The sequence below is a fragment of the Candidatus Bealeia paramacronuclearis genome (genome assembly GCF_035607555.1).
GTDB classification, from domain to species: domain Bacteria; phylum Pseudomonadota; class Alphaproteobacteria; order UBA9655; family UBA9655; genus Bealeia; species Bealeia paramacronuclearis.
This window is the reverse complement of sequence record NZ_JAVHWZ010000001.1, coordinates 520,203-540,204: the sequence shown is the minus strand read 5'-3', so window position 1 is coordinate 540,204 and position 20,002 is coordinate 520,203. Positions and strand designations below refer to the sequence as shown.

Sequence of the window (20,002 nt, the reverse complement as noted above, 5' to 3'; positions counted from 1 at the left end):
AAGTTTATAAAATATTTAATGAGGAATAATCCATGTCTCACCCGGAAAATTTAGATTTAAGTTTAGGATTTGTTTTGGAAAAATCTCACATCCGAGGACGCCTCGTACGCCTTCATCACGTTGTGAATAATATTATTTCCAAGCACGCCTATCCCTATAAAATCGGACATCTTTTGGCAGAACTAATTGTAGCCGCCGTGGGCCTTCGGAGTCTTTTAAAATTTGAGGGTATCTTCACCTTACAAACCAAAGGACGCGGCCCCATTCAATTGGCTGTTGTGGATGTCACCAGTGACGGCAATACGCGCGGCTATGTTCAATATGACGAAGCGCAATTGACCGGAAGCAAATCTCAAAATTTAGCCCACCTTTTAGGAACGGGATATCTGGCCTTTATTGTTGACCCTTTAAAAGGACGGGATCGCTATGAGGGGCTTGTTGAGCTAACCGAAGACGATCTTTCTGCCAATTTGGAATATTATTTTGAGCAATCGGAGCAACTCGAATCCCGCGTTCGCATTGCCGTGGATTATGAAGATGGCAAATGGAATGCCACTGCTTTAATTTTGCAAAAAATGCCCGAAAAAGATATGTCTCCTGAAGAAGAGGAAGAAGCATGGAATCACATTGATGCGCTTTTAAGAACGCTGGGGCGCCAGGAATTTCTTGATTTTTCTCATGAGCCAGAAACACTTTTGTTTCGCCTTTTCCATGAGTTGGAGTTAAGTCTTTTCCCTCCCACCCATTTTCAAGCTAAATGCCGTTGCGATCGGGAGCGCATCCAATCTTTCCTCTCGTCCCTTGCCCCCGAAGAAATTGAGGAGTTCGTTATCAACAATCAAATTGACGTAACGTGCGAATTCTGCAATCACACTTATGTTTTTGAACGCAAAGACGTCCACACACTTCATTAAGGAGAACACTCATGTTCGTGAAATCCCTCACAAGAATCATTCCATTCGCATTGCTTTTAAATTTAACAGGCTGTTCAGAGCCCAAAATGCCTGAACCCATGGGACTCACTTATTTAACACAAGCTCCTCTGAAGGTCGATGTGGCCCACATTGAAGTCGTCAAAAAATTCAAATCCAAAAATCAACGGCCCCATGTCGAGCATGAATTTCCGGTCCCTCCCATAGCCATGGTCCAACAATGGGTTCACGACCGCTTTTTAGCAGTTGGAAAATCAGGCACCATGACGGTAACTATTGAAGACGCCTCCGTTGTAGAGGTGGTGCTTAAGGGTACGAAAGGATTTAAAGGCCTTTTTACTATCGATCAAAGTGAGCGCTATGATGCAAATGTTGCCCTTAAAATTGAAGTCACTGATGACGCGGGGACATCAACGGGATTTACAAACGCGAGCGCCAAAGGCTCGAAATCCGTTTCAGAAAACATGACCCTGGGGCAACGCCGCAAGGTTTGGATGAATCTCATGGAAAAAGTCCTCAATAATTTGGACGGGGAAGTGGAGCGCAATGTCCAAACCCATTTAGGGAAATTCTTAAAGTAGGGAGTCGCTTATTAATGGGCCTCTTTATTTTAGAGGGGCTCCAAAATCTCGAACTTTTACGCAATAATGTCCGGCAGCATATTGGCCTCAGCTTTGCGAATCTCATCTTTAAGCTGAAGTTTCCGTTTTTTAAGGCGTTGAACAGCTAATTCATCATGATTGGGCTGAGCGGAAAGACGATCAATGTCATCGTCGAGCTTGCGATGCTCAATCCTTAATTTTGCAAGTTTATTTTTCAAAGCGTCGTTTGGCATAGATCACACAACTTTAATTAACAGTTTCGATTTCGGATATCAGTTATCCTAATGTCAAATATATCAGAAATTTTGCTGGGAAGGTGAAAAATTTTCGCTAATATGGGGGGCGAAATTATTTTTTTAAGGACAGGGACGATGACAAAGAGATTAGGCGTTTTAACAAGCGGCGGAGATTGTGCGGGCTTAAATGCAGTTATTCGCGCCGTCACGTTACGCGCAACCCAAGGCTATGGCTGGCAAGTTTTTGGAATCAAACAAGGCACCATGGGCCTGATGTCGCGCCCGGTTGAAGCTGTGCCTCTCAATTCTGATGTAGTTGACGTCTCTTTAATTCGCCAAGGGGGCACATTTTTAGGCACCACCAATCGGGGAAATCCGTTTGCATTTCCCATGCCTGATGGAACTTTCCTGAATCGCTCTCAAGAAATTATTGAGGGAATTCGTGCACTCAAGTTAGATGCGCTGATTGGCGTGGGAGGGGATGGAAGTCAAGACATTATGTACCGCCTCTCCCAGCAAGGCGGATTTGAATATATCGCCATTCCCAAAACCATCGACAATGATGTAGGCCTGACTGAGCAATCCATTGGGTTTATGACGGCTGTGGATGTGGCCACAGAAGCGCTTGATCGCTTACAACCGACAGCTGCCAGTCACGATCGCGTGATGATTCTTGAGGTTATGGGACGGGATGCGGGACATATTGCCCTTCACGCAGGCATTGCCGGTGGCGCTGATGTCATTTTAATTCCTGAAGTTCCTTATCGCATCGAATTGATTGCCTCTAAAATTCGAAAGATATTTGCAAGTGGCAGGAACTTTGCCCTCATTGTTATTTCTGAAGCGGTTTTAACAGAAGAGGGCGAAAAAGTGATTATTACAGATCATTCTGGAAAATCCCGCTATGGAGGCATTTCCCACTATCTAGCGGATAAAGTCTCAACATTAACGGGTGCAGAAACACGATATACCGTCTTAGGCCATGTGCAACGCGGAGGACAACCGTCTTCCCAAGATCGACTTTTAGCCTCTGCCTTTGGCGTTTATGCCGTAGATTTGATTGCACAAGGCAAAACCAACCGTATGGTTACTTGGCAAAACCGAGAGGTTGTGGAGGTCCCTTTGGATGAAGCCATTCAAAGTTATCAAGCGGTCGATATCAATGGATCCATTGTTCACACCGCACGTGGCCTAGGCATTTCCTTTGGAGATCGATTTTAAATCAACTTGAAACAAAAAAAGGACTCGTAATGAGCCCTTTTTTATGGTTACGGGATAAGAAATTTATTTCTTCTCTTCGTGAGTTTTTCCAAGCTCAAGACCATATTGTTTATTCACGCTATCAAAAACAATTTGAATTGTTTTCTTACCTACTTCCTGCAAAGAATTTTGCAGATACTCATTAACTTCCTTTTTTTCAATCACTTTTTGAATAGTCGTTTTGGACTCCTCTGGGAACTCAATAAGTTTAAGTACTGGCTGATCAAGCAATAAATTCCCACCCACTTTGAGTTCATCCTTAGAATATAATTGGTTCCTTCAGATTCAGATTTTGAACATATCCTTCAATTTGGGGAGCTACAATTTCATCCACTTTATCAATAATCTTGTTTGCAAGAGGCCTGTATACATAATTTGAAATGCTCTTGTTGATCGCTTTTTTCAGTTGAACTGGCGCCAAGAATTTAATGATCTTTAGCGGATATTTTGTTGCCATGCCCATAACATTCCCAACTTTGCTTACTACAGAGATTCCCGTTTGAACCTTGGAGTTTGAGAAAACATCTACCACAACATCTTTAGCTTGCCAGACAAAATTCGGTGTCAAGTTTTGGGCCATTTCGAGATATTCTTTCACAAACTCTGGAGTCCAATCCAAAATTTCTTTCTTTAATAACGCCAATTCGCTTTTCAAGCTATCTTGACCCAAGAAAATACCTCGAAGAACGAGTTTGGCCCCCTCAGCAGCATTGCCCCCAACAACTTTCTCAACATGTTTCTCTATATCCGCAACAAACGCGCCTATCGTTTTTTTAAGGCTATTCTCTATACCTTTCACTGTCGTTAAGTAACCTTCTGCAGTCATTATTTCTGAAATATTTGCGGCTTTATAAGACAAATCATAGTTTATCTGAGCCATATGAAGTTCCTCTTTGGCCTCATCATAGGATTTTGTAGCACCAATCTCTTGTACTTCTGAATCGTCCGAAAACTCTTGTATATTCCGGAACTTCCTCTCTTCTTGCGCAAACTTTTCTTGAGCACGAAGAAGAGCAAGTTGTTTTCCAGCCAACGTATTGGCATCCACATTCATTTTTCCGTCAACCATCTGTATGGCGAGGGATTTTAGGGAGCCAAATATGCCCTCTGGCATAAAATTGGCAATATGAACGCCTTTATCCACGTAAGAAAGGATGTCGCTCACCATGGCATAAGGATTGCTCATCTTCATTAGAAAATTTCCAAATTTTTCAAGTCCACTTTGCACATCACCTCGCCAATCCAATAGTGCAACCAATGATTCTTTAGCGATATACCTCGCTCCTTTGAACAATGCATTTTCAATTTCTGGGGCAAGCTTCAATCCAACGCCTTGAATGATATTTTTCTCAATAGGACCAAGTGTACTGGGTTGGCTCCACCACGTTATGGCAGATTCTTTTGCCATTTCTAAAGCGCCCACAGTCTCCCCTAACTTTTCCTTTGTAGGAGTGTAAAGATCATAGCCCTCTTCAAAAGACTTTTTCATTTCCCGGCCTTGATCCACCCCTTGATTCAGCATTTCCAAAACATTCACACCCAGCTTCAGGCCTTCACAGACGACCCAGGCACCTCTTCTGAAAAAAGTATGAAAATAAGTATCACCAGGTTGATCTGTAATGATTTTTTGATAATTTTTTTCGACATCTATGAGTTCTTTTGTATCCCTCTTGGGACTTACCGTAAGTGCATTGCCCTTCTGCATCTCAAGAGGAGAAGGGTTATTATCTTTTTTATCCTCAAACGGATTATGCCCAGTCGAGGAAGTTGTATTTTGATTTTCTGACTCTTTTTCTTCAGGAGTCTGCTGCTTCACACCAACTGCCGGGGAAGCACCTTCTTTTATCTCTTCAATTATTACAGCCTGCAATGATGTGCTTGCCAACAATGACGCTACTAACAATAATTTAACACTTTTATCAAACACAAAATCACCTATATCATTAAAAATTACAATTGAATTCAAAAAAAATACTTACGTTTAATACGTAAGGTGACCTTTTTAAAATTACAAGGACATTTTTTCAAACCTGTCATTTTTTATATCAAAAAAATGTTTCCCAAAAGCCGTGAACCTGTGGTTCAATGCCGCAATTAAACTTTTTGATTCTGGAGGAACTATGAGTGGTCCGTTGATGCCAAAGGCAACCGCCGTTTGGTTGATTGAAAATACAACATTAACGTTTGAGCAAATTGGGGCTTTTTGTGGCTTTCATGCCTTAGAAATCCAAGCCATTGCCGACGGTGAAATTGCAATCGGCATTATGGGGCGCGATCCTATTACCGCCGGTGAATTAACAACAGCTGAAATTGAGCGCTGCCAAAAGAATCCCACTGCTCAACTCGCCCTTCGGACGGATAAATGGGAAAAGCCAAAAAAACGTAAAGGCGGCAAATACACACCCGTTTCCATCCGCCAAGACAAACCTGATGGAATTGCCTGGGTCTTAAAACATTGCCCCGATTTTTCGGATACGGACATCATTAAGCTTTTGGGAACTACAAAAGCCACAATCAATTCGATTCGGAACAAAACCCATAAGAATTCCACTGAAATGAAACCACAAAATCCAGTGACTTTGGGACTGTGCTCTCAAGCCGAATTGGATGTATTAAAAGCTAAATATCCCAAAGCCGTTCAAGAGGATTAAACCTCATGACGGCCCAAGGCGTTATCACTGTCCTTCTTTTTATTGCAATGGGCGCAACGCTTTTGGTTTTGGCTTTGGGGATTGCCAATCTTTTTTTGAAGGGAACCGATAATCCTGAGCGCAGCAATAAATTGATGCGTATGCGTATTGGTTTTCAAGCATTGGCGTTAGCTCTTTTTGCAATCTTACTTTTGCTTAAAAGATAGAGGATCTTGGATGGTACAACTCACACGAATTTATACCCGTGGCGGGGACAAAGGGAAAACTTCTCTAGGGACGGGAGAGCGTGTTTCTAAATACGATCTGAGAATTGAAGTCATTGGTGAGATTGATGAAGCCAATGCGGCTCTGGGACTTGTAGCAGTTGAAAGTCAAAACGCACTGGCAGAACTTCTCTCCCACATTCAAAATGATCTTTTTGATGTGGGTGCAAATTTGTGCGTACCTATGCGAGATAACGATAAGCCGCGCCTTCGCATACAAGACACTCAAGTGAAATACCTCGAAGATCAAATCGATTTCTACAATGAAAATCTTCTCCCTCTCACTTCCTTTATTTTACCTGGCGGAAATGAGATTTCAGCCCGGATACACTTGGCCCGCTGTATTGTAAGACGCGCCGAAAGACGCCTTTGCCACTTGGCAGATTTAGAAATAATTAATCCTGGGCTCATTCAGTATGTTAATCGCCTTTCAGACCTTTTGTTTGTTCTCGCGCGAGTCGTGAACAACAATGGTGCCCAAGATATTTTATGGCGCCCCGGAGGCAATACCTCCCCTTAAAATTTAACAGATTTGGTAGAGAACAATGATTCACCACCCTCTTGATTTTGATGACATGATTCTTCTTGTTTCAATTTCAAAGACAAAGTCTTTAACACGAACTTCAGAAGAGCTTTCCATTGCCATTGGTAATATTCGAAAGCGCGTTGCCAAAATGGAAGCTCTTTTAGGACAACCCATTTACACACGAAAATCAACTGGAATTGCACTCACACGGATAGGTGAAGAATTAAGCGTTTTTTACGAAGATTTTTTGAATCGTTTTTCATCGTTAAAAGACAATTTTCAAGGGTTGGAGGGACAGGACAGCAAACAGATTTTTACGATTGCCACAACTCAAGGCATTGCAAATTCGGCAGTGATCCCCGTCCTTTCAGAATTTCTTCATCTATACCCTAATGTGAATATTTCTCTTTTGACATATTCGAGCGAAAGAGAATTGATGGAATCTTATGCAGATGTCATCATTTGGACTAAAATTGATGCCCACAGATATCGTTATGATCTAAAGATTGATCACTTTTTCACGGCAAAATTTTGCTTATTTGCTAGTCAAGATTACATCAAGGCTCATGGTAATCCTGAAAATCAAAAGAAAGGCCACATTGCCGTTCGATTTTTTGACTTTAACAGCTCTCCCTTTTCAGAGTCCTCAAATCAACTTTTTGCAAAAGTGCCCGCATTTGAAATTTCACAAGAAATTAAAGTCACCAGCCACCCTTCCATGTTCAACCTCATCAAAGGGGGAGTTGGAATAGGCTCAGTATGGAGCGAATCCCCTCTCATCACTGAGAATAACTTGATTCCTATTTTTCAAGATTATTCGATTTCGACGGACACCTATATCATAACACGCAAGAATATTCCGGATTATCACCCATCGATAGTCTTTTCAAAATTTTTGAAATCGTATATTTAGTTGAATGAACAAACAGAAAGGAGAATAAAATGGAAAAGATGAATATCGAAAAAGTAGGGTCCCCTTATCAAATCGTTTTAATTAAAAGAAATAATGGAAAAGATAAAAAATAATATCTTTTTCCTGCTCAAAGAAGGATCCATCGTTCTTTGGGATTATGAGAATCATCAACAATATCGTCTCTCAAAAGATTATCTTGAGAGAATTGTTGATATCGCTCAAGGGGCTGAGATTGTGGAAGACGCAATCTCAGCGGACTTGAGAGCATCATCAGTTTTATCGCCTTCGCATAATAAACCTCCCGAGTGGGGCTGGGATGATCTTTCTTGGATTTTTCATCAAGGCACCAAAAATCCACCATTTGTGGAAAGTCATTCACAAGAATGGTTTAAGGCCTACCTTACTGATTGCGGTCATAAAACACCTCCCGAGCTCGACCTAAAATCTCGCTTAGATCAAACTAAAATTGACCTTTTCCCGTTTGATCCCACGCTTTTTAAAAATGCCTTGTTTCTTGATGTTCTTGACCAAAGAACCACCTCGCGTGAATTTACGAGCGAAGAAATTGATTTTAAAAGCTTCTCCTCCCTCCTTTACAAATCTTTTGCTTATATGAAGGATCCCTGGGGTAACGATTCCCAAATAGAAATTTTAGGACGTCATAAAGTAAGTGCCTCGGCAGGAGGGCTTCACCCCTTTAACTTTTATATTATTGTCAATGCCGTAGAAACCATTGATCCTGGACTTTACATTTACGCTATAGAGGAACACGCGCTGTATCTCCAAAAAACGGGAGATTTCCGACAGGAAATGATTCATTGCGTTTCGGGACAAGATTTCGCAAAAGAACTTTCTTTTGGCATTTTTTTAGTGGCTGATTTCCGAAAAGTTTGGTGGAAGTACGAACATTCTCGAGGGTATCGACATGTGCTTCTTGATGCAGGACATCAGTCCCAAACATTTCTGTTAATGGCAACGGCCCTACAACTTCTCACCTGGGTCACAGGGGCCTTGGATGATCGAGCCACAGAAGACTTTTTGGAAATTTCCGAATCCTACCTCAGCCCCATGCTGTTTTTGGGAGCCGGAAAAGGAGAGCCGAAGACATTAAGTACTTCTATGCTCTCCCAAATTTTATCAAATAATTAAAAAAATAGATAGTCTCATGAAAGAGACCTATTACTTCCCACTCACGACTCTTTCGCGCAAAAGATGAGACGGTTTGAAAGAGACTACTTTGCGTGGCGTAATCACAGCTTCTTTTCCAGTTTTGGGATTCCGCCCGATGCGCTTTGTTTTTGAACGCACATTGAAGGAACCAAATGAAGAGACTTTCAAACATCCTGATTTCTCAAGTTCCTTGATCATTTCATCCAAGCTCATTTCAAAGAAATCCACAGCCATTTGCCGAGGGATAGCCATTTCGCGCGCCATAGCATCCACGATATCTGCGCGCGTTAAAGTTGTTGTTTTCATTGTTATCTCCTTCTTTATCGAAGCTCTCAGAGTTCTTGAATGACTGTCCAAAACCGGTCCCTTACTCAGGACGCGGAGTGTGCCAGATCTTTTCTTATATTTCAATCCCCTAAGAAGCCTCCCTGTTTTTTATTTTTATCAAAAACAATGGCTTTATATTTTTAGAATGCCACAAACTTCTTAATTTTTTGTAAAAAAATCGTTAAGAAGAAATGACCTCATAAAAAAATTCAGTATCTACTCCGTATCTCCATAAATTTCGGCCCGATAAGCAAGTGTTCTTTTTTTCATTGCACCAACCCACGCCTCCTGCTTTCCATCATCATAATACTTATAAAGAGAAATTATTTTTTGACCGCCTTTATCACGTGCAGTTCGCTCTTCTGTCTTTTTAATAAGATGAGCCAGGTGAGTTTGCGCCGCAACATGGAATTTATAATAAGGTGTGCACGTGATATTTTTCACAACTTCAGGCCATTCTTTAAGGGTGGATTTCGCGGGAAAGGTTTCAAAAAACTTTACTTTGGTGTCCACATCATAAATCTTGACAGTTGTGCTTTTAGATTTTTCAAAATGAGTTTTTACGTTTTGATAATAGGTGTCCATCCAATAATACTTATCAGGCAGAATACTTGTGACAACATCCTGAAAAACATCTGCAAATTTATCGTCATCAATCCCCCTCACTTGCGTGAAAATTGACGCATCACGCCATTTTTCTCTATCGTAAATCTCCATAAATTGCCCTCCAAATTGTTCATCCTGAGCAAGTTTACGAAAATCATAAATCTGAACTTGCGCTAACAGCTCTAATTCAGAACTTTTCCGCTCATAAGCAGGTATTGGTTCACCAAAAGCTTTAAATACTTTTTCCAAAACACTATTAATGCGAAATTCTCGTTCTTCTTTTTTGGACTTTGGATTTATAAAAGGATCCAATTTTTCTGCAATCTCTTTTGCGGCAGCATAAAATCTTTCTTTATTATTAATTTTACAAGCCTCCCCTTTAAGCCTTGAATCCATCCAATTCACAGGCAAATCAGGAAGATGCTCAAACTCCCCATGTCCCAGAGGCGGCAAAAATCGACCAAAAAGACTAGGAGCTGGGTTTTTATTGCATTCGTGCACACAACCTGAAAATCCCTGATGAGCATGGGTATCTGCCATAGTATGCGCCGCTGTACCGATAAGATAAAGATTTCCACTCTGAATAGCCTTATCTAAGGACTCTTGTGCCATTTTAGCCCCAGGCGTTGTTATTCCTTCGAACCACTTTCCATCTTTTCGGGCTACACCAGGAACATCAGGCCCATCTCCAGGAGGAAAGTGAAGGAGCAATGTGGGATAGGTGCTATCTGAACTTTGCCTGTGATCAATTGAAAAAGTCGCCACAACTGGGAACTCTGTTGAGAGACCCTCGTCAATTTTTCTCCAGTAAATATTATCATCTACATGTTGAGAAGACTGGGCCACTATGCGGGCATCAGGCTCTGGCATTCCTAATCCTACGCACAGTAATTTAATAAGATAATAATGAAATCCAATATCCATGTGACCCTCCAATTTTTCCAGATTATGAAAAATTTGTTAACATTATTTTGGTTAATAAAGTCTTAACGAAAGACTGTATTTTTGCGAACGGCCTTTCACTCACGTTCGTCACCCTCTAGACCTTTTTGTGATCCTATGGCATTCTCGCCATCATGAAAAAAACACATCAATCACAACACCCTGAAATAACAGTCAAAGCCGAAGGCCTAGGCATCAGCTATGACGGAAAAACGGCACTTTTAAAGTCGGTGAATTTCTCTCTTCCCAAGGGGTCGTTTCATTTTTTGACAGGGCCCAGCGGCTCTGGAAAATCTTCTCTTTTGAAGATGCTCTATTTGGGGCTTCGCCCCACTTGGGGAAAACTCCATCTTTTTGGGCGCGACACCAGCCTTGTGAAATTCGAACACCTTCCCTCATTCCGCCAACGTCTAGGCGTAGTCTTCCAAGAGTTTAATCTTTTAGATCACATGACTGTTTTGGAAAACGTCAGCCTTCCCTTGCGCGTTCGAGGGCTTGACTCAAAAGAAGCGCGAATTCAAGCTGAGGATTTGCTTAAATGGGTGGGTCTTCAGGATTTTATTTATACATACCCAAACAAACTGTCAGGGGGGCAAAAACAACGGGTTGCAATTGCGCGCGCCGTAATCGCTCGGCCCCAGCTCCTTCTTGCGGACGAACCCACCGGAAATGTAGACGATGAGATGGCCTTAAAACTCATTCATCTTTTTGAGGAACTATTGAAATTGGGAACAACGATTTTGATTGCAACCCACAACCGCGAGATGATGACGCGATTTCCTTATCCTGAGCTTCGGATCGACAATGGGGCATTACTCCAAATCCCCTCTATCAAAGTTCCTTCTCAAAAGGTGGTGAATGCATGAAACGTAGTCGTGACCTCCCCTTGGGAAAAGAACCAAGTGCACGCCTTGTGCCTTGGATTATAGCTTTGATGATCTATTTGGGGTGCCTTTTGATGGGCGCCACGTTTTATACCATCGGACAAGCGCATCATTGGGAATCTCAATTGGGGGCTTCCGTCACCATCGAGGTTCCTCTCTCAAAATCTCTTTCTTCCGCAACCGCACAAGAGCGTGTTTTTTCCATCGTCAATCAAATGAAGGGAGTGAAGTCAGTACAAGTTGTGTCTCAAGACGAAATTCAAACTCTTTTGAAATCTTGGATTCCTGAGAATTCAGACGTCACCTCCCTCCCCTTGCCCTTAATTGTGGATGTCGCCCTTGAGCCTCATGCCAAAATTGACCTTGCTCATCTTGAGAATTTATTAAAGACCATCTCCTTAGAAGTTCATCTTGTGGATCATCGCCCTTGGATTCAAGAAGTCCAAAATGTAATTTGGATCGTGATAAGTCTTTCGAGTATCATCCTGGGATTTCTTTTGATCTGCATTACATTCACAACCATTTTTGCCACACGCACCAGCCTTTTAATTCATCGTCAAATTATCGAGGTCCTTCATTTGATTGGGGCAACGCCCACCTATATTTCTCGCCAGTTTGATACACACGCGTTGAAAGATGGACTGATTGCCGGATTTTCAGGTGTCCTTCTCGCAATCATGACTTTGGGTGCACTTTATCTCCTTCTTCAAGGTATTGATTTGGAAATTTCAGCATCCCCCTCTTTTATTTACAACACCATCCTCAGCTTTCTTTTGGCTCCTTTTTTAATTGCAATTCTTATGATGATCACAGCCAGAAGAACCGTTTATAAAACCCTCGCCTTTGGAGCGTATTAGTTATTCGATGATTTTAAGGGGTTTATTTTTTGGGATTCGATTGGGCTTCATTATGGCAAGCCTTGCTGTTCTTTGGGTTTTGGGCCTTATTATTTTCACACAACGCATTCCCATGGCCCCTCAAGATTTCACCACAAAAACAGGGGGGATTGTTGTCTTTACTGGGGGGAATGCGCGTCTTAAAGAAGGCTTTCTGCTTTTAGAACAGGGCATGGCGCCACGTCTGTTAATCTCAGGCGTCAATCCTGATGCAACTCTCATGGATCTGACAAAAGCCGCCAACATCAAACCCTCTTTTTCGAAAAATCAAGTAACACTTGGGTTTCACGCAGAAGACACTATTGAAAATGCCAAAGAAGCCGCAGACTGGGCAAATAAGTATCACATGAACTCACTGCGACTTGTCACCTCCAATTATCACATGCCCCGCAGCCTTCTTGAGATTCATCAAGAACTTCCCCACGTCCATATTATTCCACACCCTGTGGTCGCAGATGCCTTCAAACACAAAAAATGGTGGGCTGACCAAAAAACAATTCTCAATGTGATCCGAGAATATAATAAATATCTTTTTGCGCTTGGGCGCTATACGATCACCACTTTAGAAAGAATGTTGTAGATAAAAAAATGATGAGAACACTCAGGTCACTTCTTTTTGACGGATTGCTTTATAGTTGGACAGCGTTTTGCGTCATCGTCTTCATACCCACATTAATTTCACGGCGCACTGCGCTTTGGACCAATAATTTATGGGCGGCTGGCGTTTTCTGGCTTTGCAAGCATGTTCTTGGATTGAATTATGAAATTAAGGGCCGAGAAAACCTGCCCCAAGGACCTTATTTTATTGCTTCAAAACATCAATCTGCTTGGGAGACTATGATCTATCACGTTTTACTCACAGATGCCATTTACGTTCTTAAAAAAGAGCTGATGTGGATTCCTCTTTTTGGATGGTTTTTAAAACGCCTTGACATGATTCCAGTCTCGCGCAGTAAGAAAAAAGCCCTCCAAGATTTGCGCCAAATGCTTCAGGCCTCTGATGATGCTGTCCAAGAAAATCGCACCATTGTGATATTTCCCGAAGGTACTCGCTCAAAGCCAGGATTCCCAGGAACCTATCATGCAGGCGTTGCGGTTCTTTATAGTCATCTCTCTATCCCTGTTGTCCCAGTAGCTCTGAATTCAGGATTATTCTGGCCGCGAAAGGGCTTGATCAAAAAGCCTGGACTCGTCACACTAGAATTCTTAAAGCCCATTCAACCAGGACTTTCAAAGCAGGCTTTTATGGCCCTTTTGGAAGAGCGAATTGAAGAGGGCTCCTTAAAGCTTTATAAAAAGGGTTTAGTGCATGTCGAAAACGCCGAAGAAGATCACGCTACTCATCCTTAGCCTTTTACTGACATTAGCAATTGCCTGGTTTGCCTCATTTGAATTTGCAAAAACACGCATCCTGCAGGACTTTGAAAAAGAACTCACCCATTTAAAAACTCAAGGCTATGAGATTTCCTATGACGGAATTTCAATGAGCGGATCTCCACTTTTGGTGAGTGCCCACATTTCAAATCTCAAAATCAAAACGCCTCAAAATTGGGGTGGAGGGCAAACGCCGTTATTGACTCTCTCTTTAAGACCTTGGTCTTTAAACCATTTTTATTTGGATTTTGAGGGAGACACGCATTTTGACATTCCTCCCTTTTTAAATACCACCCTTTTAAAGTTGGTTTGCCAAAATTGCAAAAGTGAGATTTGGATTGAAAATCAAAACTGGAATCAAATTCAGATTTCAGCACACCAGATCGCATTTCAAAATGGCGAAAAAACCATCCCCCTCACACTTAGCGAAATCAACCTTGACCTTGAAAACAATATCATCGATCATCGCATCCATCTCGATTTTTCATCTCAACTTCAGGGTCTGGATACAGCACTCAATTTAAAAGGCTACACGAAATCCGCCACTTTTCTTTTCAAGAGCGAAATCTCACATTTCCAAACCCCTTACCCAAAAACTTTAGCGGCATGGCGCGACCAAGGCGGCATTATCGACATAAAAAAACTTTCATTTACCTGGGCACCTCTTGACATTCAAGGGGATGGGACTTTCACATTTGATGAACAAATGCGCCCCCTTTCCGCGTTTTCAGCCACCATATCCGGCTATGATCGTGCACTCGAAGTCCTCACAGAAGTTGGTGTCATTAAGAAAAAAGCCGCCCAAATGGCGGGTTTTATCTTAGGCATGTTGGCACACCAAAATCAAAAAGGTGAAAAAGAAATCACCGTTCCTATCACAACCCAAAATGGAAAACTTTCCGTAGGACCTGCAGACTTAATAGAATTGGAGCCTATAAGGCCATAATGGCGGAGATGCAAAATGACAAGAGAATTAAAAAATTTCTCCCTCTTTGCTTACAGCATTCTGTTTTTTTCGTACTCACTTCCTGCAGCCTATCACAAACATATCTGGGAAGGGTCAAATCCTTTTTATACCCCTGTTGGAAAAATTTTAACCCGCTCCAACTCAGCCACAGGCACCGTTATGACAACACGGAATGGGAATCCCTTTATCCTCACGGCAAAGCACGCCATAATACCTGGTGAGGATATTTACTTTAATTCCGGACAAACCCATTATAAAATTTCTTCCGTGCTGACACCTTTTTCACCCTCTGTAGATTTAGCGGTATTATTTCCAGAAAGTAGTATCGAAAACAATCAATTATTACTGAGCTCTGCCATTCCGATCCACCGTGCATCGCCCATCTTCCCCGTAGATGTATCTGGAATTTCCACGGTATACACAAACCAAATCAACGAATTTCAATCCACTCTCTCATCTATTAAAATTTTAGGAACCTACCAAGATTTATCCATTCCTTACTATGCGGCTGGCTTTGGAGCCCCTGTCATTAGCTTTTCTCGGGATTTTGGTCTTTTAGATGCGACTTCAGTAGGGCATTATCGAAGCGCTTTTAAGCTTCAGTTTGATTTTCTAAAAAGCGTTGATTTTCATTATTTCAATTTTAATAGGCTGTTAGGCCTTAACCTTAAATCTCAACACACTCTTTATTTTAAAGGTAATTTTGAGAACGGTAATGATTTTCGAAATTCCAGTCCTGGATTTTCAGGGTCTCCTGTCTTTGGTTATTATGGTGAACCTATTGGAATAATTACGGCCTCTACAAATTTGAACTCTATTTTTCCTAACAAATACTTGCTTTTTAACCTGCTTAGGCAAAATTTTGGTACTTATTTTTTCCCTTGGAATAGCTTCTCTTATTATGAATATCCTTTTCGTCGGCATGTCATTTATAAACATCAAAACACAATCGTTGAGCCCCTTTTCCCTCACAAGGAGAATATCGAACTGACGGTCGATATTCACTATGAAAACCATTCCAAAGATGAGAACTAAAAATTATGGTGCGAGATAATTGTTATAGCCAAGGCTATATAAGGACCATTATCCACAATCAGATGAATTTTTGGCGCCTTCGGATATTTTTTACGTAAAGCCGCAAAATGCTTTTCCATGGCTTTGCTATCAATGGTTTCATGGGCTGCAATGGTAACGTTCCTGGTTTCTAAATTGAACGAGATCTGCAAACTCAACCAGCTCATCATCAAGGAGGGTTTTGAGAAGTGAGATGGCCTTCAGAGCCACCATTTTCAGAATTCAGCTTTTGCTATTCTTGTAATCGTTGAGATGGTTTTGAACAGTTTCATAGCGAATCCGCAAAGCCTGAGCGATTTGCTTTTGAGTCCAACCTTCTGCATTTAGCAAAACGGCTTTGATGCGATCAGCCACGCGACGATCTCTTTCTTTACTGTGCTGAAATTCTAGTTCTTGTTTTTCTTTAATTGTCAGTTCAATTTTTATCTCTTCTTTATACATAAAATTTTATTGAATTAGAACGCTTATTTTGGTTTTTCTCTGCCTTTATAAGGCATTTTCATTGGCGAGCGGTGTATTCCATAAAAAAATATCTTGATATTTTTGATAAAATGCTATGAAGAATTTAAAAAGCGCCAACTGAATTTCTTGATGAATGGAGTCGGACGTCAGGATTTCCTTTCCATAAGCAAGATTTAATAATTTGATGTTGTCTAAAAAGAAAAGGTCAAAATAGTTTTTTCGACTCAGCATTATTTTTTCAGTGTAGTTATTTAAATTTTCAAATACTTTTGTGAGATTCTGATCGGCGAACCCACAATATAGGAAGCGATCTTTTTTGCTAATGAGACCTAAAGCCTCCTTAATATTTGCAATGTGATTAACTTCGCAAATACTAGACCTGTTGTGTAATTGATTAATTGGCTATAGATTTTGGTGTTTTAGAACTTTTGATGAGGATCTAGCCGTTGTTATCGATGAATCGGGCGCTACAGAATGAACGCTTAATGTTATCTTTATCTGGAATGAAGATTGCAGAATTTATGACGCTGTTGGTGAGTTTTGAGAAAGTACTTCAGGCAGAATTATGTAACAGAGACAGAGAACGAGCTGTTGGAGCGGGTCGCAAAGGTGCCTTACGGGATGTGCGCAGTAAACTATTTTATATTTTATTTTATCTGAAGGTGTATCCGACTTACGATCTGGCGGGTTTTGTTTTTGGTGTTGATCGGAGTCGTTGTTTTCACTGGACAAAGCGCTTACTGCCGCTTTTAGAGAAAACACTTGGTCGTCATTTAGTTTTGCCCAAGCGGCAGATTCATTCTGTTGAAGAGTTTATGGCTCTGTGCCCTGATGTGAAGGATTTATTCCTTGATGGGACTGAGCGTCCGACACAACGTCCACAAAGAAGTAAATTACAAAAGAAACGTTATTCGGGAAAGAAAAGATGTCATACGCGCAAGAACAGTCTGATCGCCAATGAACGTCGAGAGATTCTCTTTCTCTCGCCGACTAAAGGAGGGCGTATGCATGATCTTACGCAGATTAAGAAAACAGAAATTCTCCGATATTTCCCTCCTGGTAAATCTTTGTGGGCAGATAAAGCCTTTCAAAGTATTCACAAATGGCTCAACCCTTCAAATACCGTTATGATCCCTCACAAAAAGCCAAAAGGCAAAGATCTGACTCGTCAGCAAAAGCAAGAAAACAAAATTATCTCTGGAATTCGTATCATAGTCGAACATGCTATCAACGGAATCAAACGATTTGCATCAACGGCTCATATCTATCGCAATCGCCGAGGTCAAGACGATCAATTCATTCATCTATGCGCGGGCCTTTGGAATTTCCATCTCAAAAACGCCCACTAAAAAAGAAATCAAAGCCAATAACACCGCTTGTTTCCTATCACACTATTACGCAACAGGTCTACTGATGATTTCCTCATTAAGATTTTTGGTTTGGTGAAATTTAATTCTTAACGTTGCTGCAACCAGCGGTTCTTCGAAAGGTTCGGGCCGAAAACCCACGCTTACGGAGCAAAAATTTTCATAATCCTCTTCCCAAATAATTTTATCATCAACGTAAAAGTCACCTTTAAGAATTTGAGGAAGTTTTTCCCTTAATAATTTTCGAATACAATAGATTTCTGGTGCGGATGATTCGGCTTTCTTCGCGCTTCCTACAACCCATTTTTGAAAAAGGGTTTTGAGATCTGTTTTGTGAAAATCTGAGCACAATCCTGGTATATATTCATGCAACAGCATAAACAACCCCACCTTTAAAAAATCTGAATGTATTTTTTCAAATTTCCAAATCTGCTGTGCAATAGATCTAAATGGCGCCCATTCAATTCCTTCAACCAAAAACTCTGAGGAAAAGTTTCCCCAATGGGCAAGATCATGAAGGTAAAACCCCAGCGATCCTTCCACATAATTTCCATGAGGGCCCCGACCATCCGCACACAGTGCCGTTAACCCTATGGGAAACGCTTCATCAAGATAAGCGGAAATAAATTGATTTAATGAAAATTCACCATTTTTATCATAAAGAATGGCTTCAAAACAAAACGGAAAGCTCTGAACTACAAAAAATTCATGTTCAATCTTGTGATAATTTTGAAGGTCTTTCCAATCGTCACTGGCATAAAATTTCTTGTCGATCTCAAGGGTTTCTTCTTTCCAAAATGGACCTTTCTTTTTTTGATACCCCAGAAGAAAAGCCAACTGTGTATTGATATTTTTGAAGTTCTTGAGGGTTAGATTTTTGGACTCAATGATATGAGCGGTTTTAATCCAAAATGTATTTAATAACTCTAAAGAATCCACGTGACTTTCAAGAAGCTCACGAACATAACGATAAGCTATGCGTGTCAGGGGAACAAGGCCCTCTATGTGAGTGTTTTTTGGATTGAGTCTAAAATCTTCTCGAAGGCTGAGAGGCTTAAAAGCCCTCTTATAGAGCCCAATCTGTTGATCCACATCCGGAATATCATCCGTTGGGAAATCATAGGGACCTCCAAAGGCCTTTGCAAAAAACAACATTAAGGTAAAAGATAGGAATAATTTCTTTTTCAAAAACATTTTCAATAATTCAGTTAACAAAAATAATTTTACAAATATTTAAAAGAGGGCATCTCGTTCAATCCAGCCTCCCCCCAGAACGCGGTTGCCATCATAGACCACGCAGGCCTGTCCTGCAGAAACGCCATATTCGGGGGAATCAAACTGGACGCGCGCTTTTCCATTTTCAAGAAGTGTGATTTTGGCAGGGACGGGTTTGTGGGCGGACCTAATTTTAACGAGGGCATTAAAGGTCTCTTTTGTCTGCTCCCCCAGCCAATTGAGTTCTTGAATGTAGACTTCAGATTTTGCGAGTGCTTCTTTAGGGCCCACATAAACGCGATGTGTTTTGGGGTCAAGTCCCACCACATAAAGGGGCTCTCCTCCGCCAATTCCAAGGCCCTTGCGTTGTCCTACGGTATATCCAATAATGCCTGTATGTGTGCCCAAAACGCGACCATCGAGATGGAGGATCTCACCCTCTTCGAGACTCCCCGGACGGAGCTTTTCAACAACAGACACATAAGATCCATTGGGGACAAAGCAAATATCTTGGCTGTCGGGTTTTTCAGCAATTTCCAAACCAAAGCGCTTGGCGTGTTTACGGGTTTCCGTTTTGGCATTCAGGCTGCCCAAAGGAAACCTCAGAAAATCAAGTTGATTTTGTGTGGTGGCAAAGAGGAAGTAGCTTTGATCTCGAATGGGATCAACGGCACGATGAAGCTCTGACTTCTCCCCCTTTTGAAAGCGCTGGACATAGTGCCCTGTCACAAGCGCTTCTGCACCCAAATCTCGCGCTGTGGAAAGAAGGTCCTTGAACTTCACGTTTTGATTGCACCGAACGCAAGGAATTGGGGTTTCTCCCCGCAAATAGCTGTCGGCAAAATCATTCATCACACTTTCGTGAAAGCGGGATTCGTAATCTAAAATATAATGGGGAATACCTAATTTATCACAAACCTGCCGTGCGTCGTAAATATCTTGCCCCGCACAACACGCCCCTTTTTTGGCAACCATTGCCCCTTGGTCGTAAAGTTGAAGCGTGATTCCAATAACATCATATCCGGCCTCAACCATGAGGGCTGCGGCAACTGAGCTATCCACACCACCAGACATGGCGACAACAATACGGTGGTCTTGAGGTTTTCCAGGTAGGTCTAAAAGCATGACAATACTGACTCAGTTGTTTTTCGTCTTATTCTTTTGTCATCCTGAACTCGTTTCAGGATCTCATAAGATGCTGAAATAAATTCGGCCTGACGGTTGTATATTTTGAAAATAAAATTTACTCCCCTAGAAACCACAAAATGACTTTCCACTTCAAGAAAAAAGCAAATAGGTCTAAACTTAAAATTAAAATAACGTGAAGGAGAAAGA

Annotated in this window: 25 protein-coding genes; 15 read left to right on the top strand and 10 right to left on the bottom strand. The window is 41.4% G+C overall.

The window, feature by feature from the left end:
• The first annotated feature begins 32 nt into the window (after positions 1-32).
• A complete protein-coding gene (gene hslO / locus Bealeia2_RS02770; protein WP_331255612.1) occupies positions 33-914 on the top strand; it encodes an Hsp33 family molecular chaperone HslO in 882 nt (293 codons plus the stop codon).
• Positions 915-925: 11 nt separating this feature from the next.
• Positions 926-1,513, top strand: coding sequence for a hypothetical protein (locus Bealeia2_RS02765; RefSeq protein ID WP_331255611.1), 588 nt, complete (start codon positions 926-928; stop codon positions 1,511-1,513).
• A gap of 56 nt (positions 1,514-1,569) precedes the next feature.
• On the opposite strand, the gene Bealeia2_RS02760 is transcribed toward Bealeia2_RS02765, so the two are convergent.
• Complete coding sequence (locus Bealeia2_RS02760) at positions 1,570-1,767, bottom strand: YdcH family protein (RefSeq protein ID WP_331255610.1); 198 nt, start codon at positions 1,765-1,767, stop codon at positions 1,570-1,572.
• Positions 1,768-1,905: 138 nt separating this feature from the next.
• On the opposite strand from Bealeia2_RS02760, the gene Bealeia2_RS02755 reads away from it, so the two are divergent.
• Positions 1,906-2,991 (top strand): ATP-dependent 6-phosphofructokinase, encoded by a 1,086-nt coding sequence (locus tag Bealeia2_RS02755; RefSeq protein WP_331255609.1) that lies wholly within the window; start codon positions 1,906-1,908, stop codon positions 2,989-2,991.
• A gap of 63 nt (positions 2,992-3,054) precedes the next feature.
• Here the strand turns inward: Bealeia2_RS02755 and Bealeia2_RS02750 are convergent, their stop codons facing one another.
• Both Bealeia2_RS02750 and Bealeia2_RS02745 read right to left on the bottom strand, forming a co-directional pair.
• On the bottom strand, positions 3,055-3,276 hold the full coding sequence (locus Bealeia2_RS02750; protein ID WP_331255608.1) for a hypothetical protein: 222 nt from the start codon (positions 3,274-3,276) through the stop codon (positions 3,055-3,057).
• Between the two features lie 13 nt (positions 3,277-3,289).
• Positions 3,290-4,996 carry a hypothetical protein gene (locus Bealeia2_RS02745; protein WP_331255607.1) on the bottom strand — a complete coding sequence of 569 codons (1,707 nt, stop codon included), beginning with the start codon at positions 4,994-4,996 and terminating at the stop codon, positions 3,290-3,292.
• Positions 4,997-5,099: 103 nt separating this feature from the next.
• Here Bealeia2_RS02745 and Bealeia2_RS02740 point away from each other — a divergent pair, with 103 nt between their 5' ends.
• From Bealeia2_RS02740 to Bealeia2_RS02720, 5 genes are all read left to right on the top strand, one after another.
• A complete protein-coding gene (locus Bealeia2_RS02740) occupies positions 5,100-5,681 on the top strand; it encodes a cell cycle transcriptional regulator TrcR (RefSeq protein ID WP_331255606.1) in 582 nt (193 codons plus the stop codon).
• 5 nt (positions 5,682-5,686) lie between these two features.
• Positions 5,687-5,887, top strand: a complete 201-nt coding sequence (locus tag Bealeia2_RS02735; protein ID WP_331255605.1) for a twin transmembrane helix small protein — start codon at positions 5,687-5,689, stop codon at positions 5,885-5,887.
• 10 nt (positions 5,888-5,897) lie between these two features.
• Positions 5,898-6,464, top strand: a complete 567-nt coding sequence (locus Bealeia2_RS02730; RefSeq protein ID WP_331255604.1) for a cob(I)yrinic acid a,c-diamide adenosyltransferase — start codon at positions 5,898-5,900, stop codon at positions 6,462-6,464.
• Between the two features lie 25 nt (positions 6,465-6,489).
• Complete coding sequence (locus Bealeia2_RS02725) at positions 6,490-7,383, top strand: LysR family transcriptional regulator (RefSeq protein ID WP_331255603.1); 894 nt, start codon at positions 6,490-6,492, stop codon at positions 7,381-7,383.
• Between the two features lie 93 nt (positions 7,384-7,476).
• Positions 7,477-8,532 (top strand): SagB/ThcOx family dehydrogenase, encoded by a 1,056-nt coding sequence (locus Bealeia2_RS02720; RefSeq protein ID WP_331255602.1) that lies wholly within the window; start codon positions 7,477-7,479, stop codon positions 8,530-8,532.
• A 30-nt stretch (positions 8,533-8,562) separates the two neighbouring features.
• Here Bealeia2_RS02720 and Bealeia2_RS02715 read toward each other — a convergent pair whose 3' ends face one another.
• Positions 8,563-8,859 carry an integration host factor subunit alpha gene (locus Bealeia2_RS02715; RefSeq protein ID WP_331255601.1) on the bottom strand — a complete coding sequence of 99 codons (297 nt, stop codon included), beginning with the start codon at positions 8,857-8,859 and terminating at the stop codon, positions 8,563-8,565.
• A gap of 237 nt (positions 8,860-9,096) precedes the next feature.
• Complete coding sequence (locus Bealeia2_RS02710; RefSeq protein WP_331255600.1) at positions 9,097-10,410, bottom strand: DUF6765 family protein; 1,314 nt, start codon at positions 10,408-10,410, stop codon at positions 9,097-9,099.
• Between the two features lie 152 nt (positions 10,411-10,562).
• Here Bealeia2_RS02710 and Bealeia2_RS02705 point away from each other — a divergent pair, with 152 nt between their 5' ends.
• Genes Bealeia2_RS02705 through Bealeia2_RS02680 form a run of 6 tightly spaced genes read left to right on the top strand, consistent with a single transcriptional unit; the run spans position 10,563 to position 15,584 of the window.
• On the top strand, positions 10,563-11,294 hold the full coding sequence (locus Bealeia2_RS02705) for a cell division ATP-binding protein FtsE (RefSeq protein WP_331255599.1): 732 nt from the start codon (positions 10,563-10,565) through the stop codon (positions 11,292-11,294).
• Positions 11,291-12,169: a cell division protein FtsX gene (locus tag Bealeia2_RS02700; RefSeq protein ID WP_331255598.1), complete on the top strand. Its 879-nt coding sequence runs from the start codon at positions 11,291-11,293 to the stop codon at positions 12,167-12,169. Before Bealeia2_RS02705 ends, Bealeia2_RS02700 begins: the two co-directional genes overlap by 4 nt.
• Entirely contained in the window at positions 12,156-12,788 is a 633-nt protein-coding gene (locus tag Bealeia2_RS02695) for a YdcF family protein (RefSeq protein ID WP_331255597.1), read from the top strand. The genes Bealeia2_RS02700 and Bealeia2_RS02695 overlap by 14 nt, the downstream gene beginning before the upstream one ends.
• Positions 12,789-12,796: 8 nt before the next feature.
• Positions 12,797-13,558 carry a lysophospholipid acyltransferase family protein gene (locus Bealeia2_RS02690; RefSeq protein WP_331255596.1) on the top strand — a complete coding sequence of 254 codons (762 nt, stop codon included), beginning with the start codon at positions 12,797-12,799 and terminating at the stop codon, positions 13,556-13,558.
• Positions 13,518-14,528 (top strand): DUF2125 domain-containing protein, encoded by a 1,011-nt coding sequence (locus tag Bealeia2_RS02685; RefSeq protein ID WP_331255595.1) that lies wholly within the window; start codon positions 13,518-13,520, stop codon positions 14,526-14,528. Before Bealeia2_RS02690 ends, Bealeia2_RS02685 begins: the two co-directional genes overlap by 41 nt.
• 15 nt (positions 14,529-14,543) lie before the next feature.
• On the top strand, positions 14,544-15,584 hold the full coding sequence (locus tag Bealeia2_RS02680) for a hypothetical protein (protein WP_331255594.1): 1,041 nt from the start codon (positions 14,544-14,546) through the stop codon (positions 15,582-15,584).
• Here Bealeia2_RS02680 and Bealeia2_RS02675 read toward each other — a convergent pair.
• The 3 genes from Bealeia2_RS02675 to Bealeia2_RS02665 are packed head-to-tail and all read right to left on the bottom strand — an operon-like array spanning position 15,581 to position 16,316.
• Complete coding sequence (locus Bealeia2_RS02675; RefSeq protein WP_331255593.1) at positions 15,581-15,793, bottom strand: hypothetical protein; 213 nt, start codon at positions 15,791-15,793, stop codon at positions 15,581-15,583. The genes Bealeia2_RS02680 and Bealeia2_RS02675 overlap by 4 nt on opposite strands.
• Positions 15,794-15,845: 52 nt before the next feature.
• Positions 15,846-16,064 carry a helix-turn-helix domain-containing protein gene (locus Bealeia2_RS02670; protein WP_331255592.1) on the bottom strand — a complete coding sequence of 73 codons (219 nt, stop codon included), beginning with the start codon at positions 16,062-16,064 and terminating at the stop codon, positions 15,846-15,848.
• Positions 16,065-16,109: 45 nt separating this feature from the next.
• Positions 16,110-16,316, bottom strand: coding sequence for a hypothetical protein (locus Bealeia2_RS02665; protein ID WP_331255591.1), 207 nt, complete (start codon positions 16,314-16,316; stop codon positions 16,110-16,112).
• A gap of 254 nt (positions 16,317-16,570) precedes the next feature.
• On the opposite strand from Bealeia2_RS02665, the gene Bealeia2_RS02660 reads away from it, so the two are divergent.
• A complete protein-coding gene (locus tag Bealeia2_RS02660) occupies positions 16,571-17,434 on the top strand; it encodes a transposase family protein (protein ID WP_331255590.1) in 864 nt (287 codons plus the stop codon).
• 45 nt (positions 17,435-17,479) lie between these two features.
• Here Bealeia2_RS02660 and Bealeia2_RS02655 read toward each other — a convergent pair whose 3' ends face one another.
• Entirely contained in the window at positions 17,480-18,607 is a 1,128-nt protein-coding gene (locus Bealeia2_RS02655; protein ID WP_331255589.1) for a hypothetical protein, read from the bottom strand.
• A 78-nt stretch (positions 18,608-18,685) separates the two neighbouring features.
• Positions 18,686-19,792, bottom strand: coding sequence for a tRNA 2-thiouridine(34) synthase MnmA (gene mnmA / locus Bealeia2_RS02650; protein WP_331255588.1), 1,107 nt, complete (start codon positions 19,790-19,792; stop codon positions 18,686-18,688).
• Positions 19,793-20,002 lie beyond the last annotated feature (210 nt).